Genomic DNA, 7,602 nt, shown 5'->3' with positions numbered 1-7,602 from the left:
AGAAGGAAACTGATGCACGATCAGTTCCAGGTCGCTAGCGTTAGCGTGGCGATGCACGGGCCTGACCTTTCTGAGCATCGCCTGTATGTGGAAGCTTGGGACACTCGCCAATTCCTTTACGGGGCCTTGCTTGTTCCGTGTAGTGCATCGAGCGTCCCGATCGATCTGAGCAATCGTTTGCAAAGCGTGCCGTATGATCGGATATACTGCTTTGAAATGAACTTAGACCTGCTTGGCAGTTCATGGTGCTCGATCGTGACTCCCCATCCCGTTGACGGAAAAACTGACTGTGTTCTGCGTCTCAAGGATTTCGCCTTATTTGAAGGCGGCGACGATTGTTAGACTTGGACATCGGGATTTCCTTGTGGAAGGAGTGTGTGAACGGGTCCAACTTATGTCGCTGCTGCGAGTTCCTTACCGTTTGCGCTCGAGCATGCGAGCCGAGCGTTTTCAAATGGGCAATCAACCGCGCCCGTGCCGGGTGACGCGTTCCGTTCACCCACCAACATTCGTTAGCGATGCGAACACAACTTGCCCGAATCGTCTGTCTGTCTTTGATGCTGATTGTTGGTTGCGCTGACCCTGCACGTCCTCACTTGGAGCGGTTTGTCAGCGAATGGGGTGGCGTGGTTGCGAAAGACTACTCGCATCTGGACGCGTTACCAGACGACGAGCGAATAGTGCGACGTCACTTTGAATCGAGCCGTGCAATGAACCGGATGCTTGTTTCGTTCCTTCACGACAACCCACCGGTCAGCGAGGAGCTAAAATCATTCTTGCGAGACTGGGAAACGGCTACCGCAGAGATTGAGCGTATTCACAAGAAGATGATCGACGAAGGAAGATACGTCTATACCGACGAAGAAAGGCCCCGTGCTGAGCAGTTGGTGCAAGCAGAAGCGGTTGCGGGATTTGAATTGTTGGATCATCTTGAGGGCTATTGAACTCAAGCGATTTGCTGTCCGCATCGGTGTTTGACGTGCGGTCACGGTGGGTTGTTTTCGTACCCGGGTCTTGGGGCTAGCGCCAGCTTTTTCAGTCTCCTGGCCGAAGGTCATCCGGGCCGAGAGGCGAGACCTCCGATTGCGGAAAGGTTGTTTGCTCCCGGTATGTTTGGTCGCTCGAAAAACCAGGAAGAAAGTTCAAGGAAGAATGCGGCCGAATCGCCCCATCCTCCGGCCACGCAATTTGAGTTCGCCGGGGACCGAGAAACTGGCACACTCTGCCAGGATCCGTTCTAATCCGGTTCCGTAGTCGGTCTGTCCGGAGGCCGATAAATTTCTGACGCACGATCTATCCTCGTTTCTCTGCATGCGCGGATCGATCGCAATGGGTTCTCCGATCAACGATGGAGCGTTCTGCCTGATGCAATGCCCGCAATGTGAGACTGCGCTGCGTTTGCAGGTGGCGACGGATTCTGAGCTTCCATTGGTGAATTCAAGGGGACATCGGGGGTTCCGGATTGTCGACTTGTTCGCGATCACTGCATTGATCGCAGTCCATTTCGCTGCGTTTCCGGTACTCGCAAGTCCATCGGGTTCCCAGTGGCCGTTGCTTCTCTACTTTTCGCCCACTGCGATCACCTGCCTCCTACACCTTCGCCTCCGTCTCGGTACGTCAATCGCAATGGTGGTGCATTACGCCGTCTCACTGGTTTGGTCGTACTTGTATTCGCTTGGGCAATACGCTGCGATCAACGCATACAATCCCATGCAACGAAGCGGTGGGAGCGTTCAGGTGGATGTTTACGCGACTGCCTGGGACGACATGATTGGATTTGGCATCTTCGGTTTCGCTTGGGCAGGTGCCTATGGGCTCGTGTGCTTTACCGCTCTCAACGCTCGTCGACCAATTCCCACCGCACCAGCGCACCGTTTCCCAGACGATCGTTCAGTGTTCCTTCGCGATTCGGATGGTGTGGTCGAAGCGAATGATGTGGCAGACGAATGATGTGGCAAGCGAATGGCCTGCTTCACGAGTATCAAATTCGTCTGCCGTCGAAACGGACCGTCTCCCAGCCACGCAACTTGAATTCGTTCGGGGCTGAGAAACTGGCACTCACCTCCGGGATCTACTCTAATCGAGTTCTGTGACCGGCGGACCAGCCCACCGGCGGACCGGCGAAGTCAGGTTGATGCAGTCGTTGGTGTTACATCACCGCTGGGTGACGGTGAGAATGAGGTACAAAATGAGACGTCCTCGATTTAGTTTCGTTGCGTTGCTGGTCTTCAGCATGTTCGCCGCCAATGCGGTGAGGGGACCGGCTCAGGACCGTCCACCGGAGCCGACAACATGGCGACAGTTCAATCAGGTGTTCGTCAAAGTCATCATCCCCGTTACGTCTCGCACTCCCAGGCAGGACGGCCCTGTCGTTGATTGACTGATTCTCGTCTCCCGTTTGCTGCAGAAAACATGAACCGCATCCGGTCGATCGAAGCCATTTTCGTCGTGGTGCTGGCGGTTTGTTGCCCGCGTGCTGCTCGGGCGGACGATGCGCTGCAATTCGCATGGAAATCGTCGCCGGCGTTGTTCGCCGACCAAGCGTTCGACTATCAACTTCAGTTGACCAGCGCGCAGACGACTCGCGGGCGGCTTTCGTGGCGATTGGCAATGCAGCATCGTACGCTCGGCCGCGGCGGACGCAGCGTTGAACTGCAAGCGAGCGAAACAACGACCATCGATCTTCCATTGCGCATCCCGCCGCTCCAGTTGGGGATCGCACGGGAGGCAAAACTGGAGGTGAGTTTTTTCAACGCCGGTCAAGAACTGACCAGCGAAGTCCGGAAGCTGTGGCTCTTTTCTCGTGATCCGTTCGCAGGTCGACAGCAATGGTTGCAACAACTTGAAATTGCGCTGTACGACCCCGCAGGCGAGATCGGCGAGCTGTTTTCGCGGGCGAAGATCCCATGTCGAAAGGTTCGCTCGCTGGACGGTTTGGAGTCAATTCGACACGGCGTCGTGATCATTGCGCCGGGAGTTTCGTTGAAATCGAAGCCGACTGTGGGGCAAACGGTCCGGGAGCTTGCCGCCGGTGGGCGAACCGTGCTGTGGTTCGCCCCCCGTGACGGATCCTTTGATCTTGAATTCTCCGCAGAAAACAAGGCCCCGGGCAACCTTTCGCTGGCCGGGTCGGCTATCGTGAAACGGTTGGATCATCGGTTGGACAGCCGACACTGGGACGGCCATGACCACGATCCGATTGGATTCAAATTCGGCGTTCAGCGACGCAGACCTCAGCTGCAGGTCGCCGCGGGGGCGGACGGCTGGTTATGGTTCGAGACCGCATTCGACCATCCCGCAGGACGTCTGATCGTGTTCGGCGGCGACTTGACGGATCGCTGGGAAGAATCTCCGACACCTCGTTACTTTTTGGCTGCCATCCTGAGACACGTGGACAGCGAACATTCCACTCCCATCCACTCCGACCTTCAGGAGTTGCCATGACCATTCGACTACTGATTTCTTGCTTGCTGCTGGTGTTTGTCAACGGATGGGCAACACGGGCTTTGGCGTCGGAGCCGGCCGTCTATCCGATGGCGGTGTTTCCGTTTCAACAACGCGGTCCGGGCAACAGCGATCTCGGCGAGCAAGTCACAATGTTGTTGACGGCTCATTTGCTTGAGCGTCCTGATCTGTATTTGGTCGAACGAGAAGGTTTGGCCAAAATCATCGACGAACAAGAGCTGAATCTCTCGGGGATGGTGGATCCCGATTCGGCGACCAGAATCGGTCAATTGACGGGTGCAAGGATACTGGTCGTCGGTTCGGTTTCGGAGATGAATGACAAAATCTACGTAGTCGCGAAAGCGATCGGTACGGAAACGAGTCGCGTGTTGGGCGCGTCGGCCAAGGGCAGGATTGATGGTGATTTGGATAATTTGACCGGCAATTTGGCCGAAAAGATCGCCCGTACGGTGATCCATCGCGGCCATGAGCTGGTTGCTGATCGGCCGACACGTGAGGACCGCATTGCGGATCTGAAAAAGGCTGTCCGCAATCAACGTCTGCCCAAGCTATCCATCGAAGTTCGGGAACGACATGTCGGGCAAATCACAATCGATCCTGCCGCTGAAACGGAGTTGACGCTGTTTAGCACCGAAGCCGGATTTGCGGTGACGAATGTCCGCGAAAGCAAGCCGAACGATGCGGAGGTGTTGCTGATCGGTGAAGGAATCAGCGAATTCGCGGCCCGTCACGGTGACTTGGTTTCGGTGAAAGCTCGCCTGGAAGTCAAAGCGGTCGACCAAACGTCGGGCAAGGTGATCGCCATCGATCGTGAGGTCGCGATTGCAGTCGACTTGACCGAGCAAATCGCCGGTAAATCCGCACTGCAAGACGCTGCCGCGAGCATCGCGACACGTCTGCTGCCCAAACTTGCTCAACCCAAACGTGCGATCAAAAAGAAAAAGAACTGATCCATGGATCTCAACGTTCCTGCCATGCGGCTACCGGTGCGGATGATGGTCCTGGTCGCGACCGGGCTGCTGACCGCCGGCACACTGGTGGCGCAGCGGGACGATCGCACGCCGCAACAATGGGCGATCATCTCGCTTCATCCCGATGCTGGCGGCCTGGCCGACCTGTTGACAGCCGAGCTTTCTCAATCGCCGGGCGTCAGACTGGTCGAACGGGAGCAGATTCGACGTGTTTTGGACGAATTGAATCTACAAGCGAGTGGGTTGGTCGGTCGCGAGGATGTGACGCGATTCGGTCGTCTCAGCAAAGCTACGGGACTGGTCTTATTGGGGACAGACAGCCAACAAACGTCCCAGCTGCTGCGTTTGCGTCTGATCGATACACGCTCCTCGGTGCGGCTGCTTGATCGTGTCGTCGTCAATGGAGACCTGGACGATCAAGTCGACGTCCTTCGCGATGCTTTGATTTCAGCCGGTGGACCATTATCGGTCAGTGAGAACCAGTTGCACTTCGTCAGCGTTGCCCCCGTGCTGAGCGCCGAGCCGGGCAATCCGATGGACGCGGAATGCGACATGCTGACCACCCTGCTGTCGGCAGAGTTTTCCAGGATACCGGAGATCGTTGTGCTCGAGCGCGAAGATTTGCAGCGTTTGACGTCCGAGCGTGATCTGAGCGGGATCGAATTGAAATGGCGTGGAGCGACGCGAATGCTGGAAATCGGCTTGCGTCGCAATGAAGACAACACCGGATGGATTGCAAGCTGCCGATTGGCGATCCCGGGCGATGCCGATCCACAACTTGTTGATGTCCGCTGCGAGACGAAGAACATTGCCCGATTACGAAACAAGATCGTCACCGAGGTGCTCAAACGCCTTGGCGGAGGGGGAATCGTCTACGACGCGGATGCGATGGAGCAGGAAGCGAGTCGCTTTGATCGAATGGTGAAGTTGTTCCGCGGCGCGAGCGCCCGCGACCGTGGGCTGGATGCGTACAAGATGGCCGAGGCTGCGTACGCTTTGGCTCCCAGCCGCGAACGGTTTGACGCTTTGATGAGGCACATCGTGGACGCCATCGAAACGTATGCGTCTGAAAAACAGTGGCTCCCCGCACTGCGGCTGGGGGTGCGTCATCAAGAACTGAAACTGGCCGATTTGCAGAAAAACGGATCCGGTTGGATCCGCATGATGACGCGGATTCCACCGGATCAGGCCCGGAAGCGGATGTCGGCGCCCACGGGCTCGGTCGGTGTCAGCCATTACAGGCCATCGTTGAGGGCGACCAACCCTCAAGAACAGGCGTTACTGAACGACATCCTGATCCTGCGTCGCAAGTATGTCGACGAGAAACTCCGGCAGGCGAAGGGTCATCCGTTGCTGACTTTCATCCACCTGCTGCAAAAGTACGACTTGGAGCTGAACCATGAGTTGCCCGACGCCGACTGCGTCGGGGAAATCAGCAAGTTGCTGCCAGCGATTTATCAATCAGCCGACAAGGCAGGCATCCAACGTGAGATGAGCGATCCGCATTATCGTTTGCTGTTCGCAAAAATGATCAGCACGTTAAGCAAACTGGAACGCGTCACGACCTCCCGCAGCGTGACCGCGAATTGGAAACGTTCGGATCCGCAGCTGTGGTTGGGTCAATTGGCCGAGCTTGATGCCCCGCTGAGCCGTCTTGCCAACCTGAGGATGCAGCTGCGCGAGCGTGGTGATTTGGGGTTGCAGTCCGCGCAGCAATTGCTGGCTGAAATCAAGACGTTTCCGCTGGATGCGACCGCAGATGACACCTACGTCGATGCTCGCTTGCGAACACCGGCGTTTTATCGGCTGCCGCCGGCGGAACGTCTGCGGTACTTGTTGGATGTCTTGGCAGAGTGTGAATCGAAGCAGGATCCTTCGCAATTGATTTTGCACGCCAACACCTTTCGGATGTATCTGCAGCGGTTGCCTGAAAATGAGCTGCGTCCGATCGGGGCACGGATCGTCGTGCTGCTGAATTTAGAGCATGCAACGAAAAATCTGCGATTGAGGTCGCGATCATACTTGCTGGGGATCGCCAGCAGGTACGCTTCGATCGACCGCAGCAGAAACGAGTTGCGTTCGCGTCGCAACGACGCTGAATTTTCGCTCGCAACTGCCCCGGGGCCGTGGCAGCAGTATGTCGCTTGCACTTTGCGTCCCGAGCTTACCGGCAAGGCATACGCGATTAAACATGTTCACTACGACCATCGCGAGGATGCCGTCGGCCGCGGTGGCGAGCTGATCCTGTGTTGGGGGTTGCCGTGGAAGGGCATGCAGTTGGAACGCTTGGACTTGGCCACAGGCAAACAAACGCTCATCGGAGAAGCATTCAAGGGATCCCCGGTTGCTTTTCGCGGTGTTCAAGTCTGTGTCAGCGAGAAGGCGATCTTTGTCGCGTCGGAACCACCGGGGTTTACCATGGTGACCAAAGAGTCCACCCGAACTTTTACCCGAAAGGACGGCGTGGTCGAAGAAGACATCTGGAGCATGGCTTGGTGGGAAGACCGGTTGTACATCGGTTACAAAGATGCGTTTGGGATGTTTGATCCGGAGACGTTTGAGTTTGAATTGTTGGCGTCGTCGCTGTCAGTGGAACCAAAGAATCCGATCGATGGCCGCGGCGGATTCTTCATTCGTCAACTCGTCCCGGATCGGAAAGCGGGGTGCATTTGGATGACGCTTCAAGACAACGCCAATGCCGGTCGGACCGGATTGTGGCGGATCGATCCGCAAACCAACACGTTTCACCGACTTTCCGACCGATCGACTCAGTTAACCGCCGCACCCGGTGGTTTGTTGGTGCACAACAATCGCGCCCCGTACCTGGCTTGGTTGCCCTCAGGGACGACCAAGCCGATCGATCTGCCGCAATTCTCCCATGCTTCGGCGAAAACCTCCGGTCCATCGCCGAAGTTGATTCAGGTCGGCCGGCATCTGATCAGCGAGCGTGGAGAGTTGTTTACCGATGACGGAAAATCGTATCCGGCCGCGGTGAAGGATCGTTGGTCCCTGCTGCAATGTGCCGGCGAGGGATTCGTGACGCACTACGATCACCTGCGCCGAACGTTGCATTTGATCCAGACGAAAAAAGTAGCGACGCCTGCCGGCGGGTTCCCCCCTTTCGATAAGCGTGCGTCAACGCGGTGACCAAGAGTCGGACCGTCCT

The 7,602-nt window shown here is 56.8% G+C and carries 5 protein-coding genes; all 5 read left to right on the top strand.

What is annotated here, in order from left to right; all coding sequences use genetic code 11:
- On the top strand, positions 1-342 hold a 342-nt coding region (locus H1B37_RS19920; RefSeq protein ID WP_220498279.1), incomplete at its 5' end, for a hypothetical protein.
- Positions 343-518: 176 nt separating this feature from the next.
- Complete coding sequence (locus tag H1B37_RS19915) at positions 519-944, top strand: hypothetical protein (protein WP_182868406.1); 426 nt, start codon at positions 519-521, stop codon at positions 942-944.
- A gap of 1,468 nt (positions 945-2,412) precedes the next feature.
- Positions 2,413-3,444 carry a hypothetical protein gene (locus H1B37_RS19910; protein ID WP_182868405.1) on the top strand — a complete coding sequence of 344 codons (1,032 nt, stop codon included), beginning with the start codon at positions 2,413-2,415 and terminating at the stop codon, positions 3,442-3,444.
- The gene (locus H1B37_RS19905; protein ID WP_182868404.1) at positions 3,441-4,415 is read left to right on the top strand and encodes a CsgG/HfaB family protein; all 975 of its coding nucleotides are present in this window, start codon (positions 3,441-3,443) and stop codon (positions 4,413-4,415) included. The genes H1B37_RS19910 and H1B37_RS19905 overlap by 4 nt, the downstream gene beginning before the upstream one ends.
- 3 nt (positions 4,416-4,418) lie before the next feature.
- A complete protein-coding gene (locus H1B37_RS19900; RefSeq protein ID WP_182868403.1) occupies positions 4,419-7,583 on the top strand; it encodes a CsgG/HfaB family protein in 3,165 nt (1,054 codons plus the stop codon).
- Positions 7,584-7,602 lie beyond the last annotated feature (19 nt).

The sequence above is a fragment of the Stieleria mannarensis genome, assembly GCF_014154935.1.
GTDB classification, from domain to species: Bacteria; Planctomycetota; Planctomycetia; order Pirellulales; family Pirellulaceae; genus Stieleria; species Stieleria mannarensis.
This window is presented reverse-complemented; position numbering and strand designations above follow the sequence as displayed.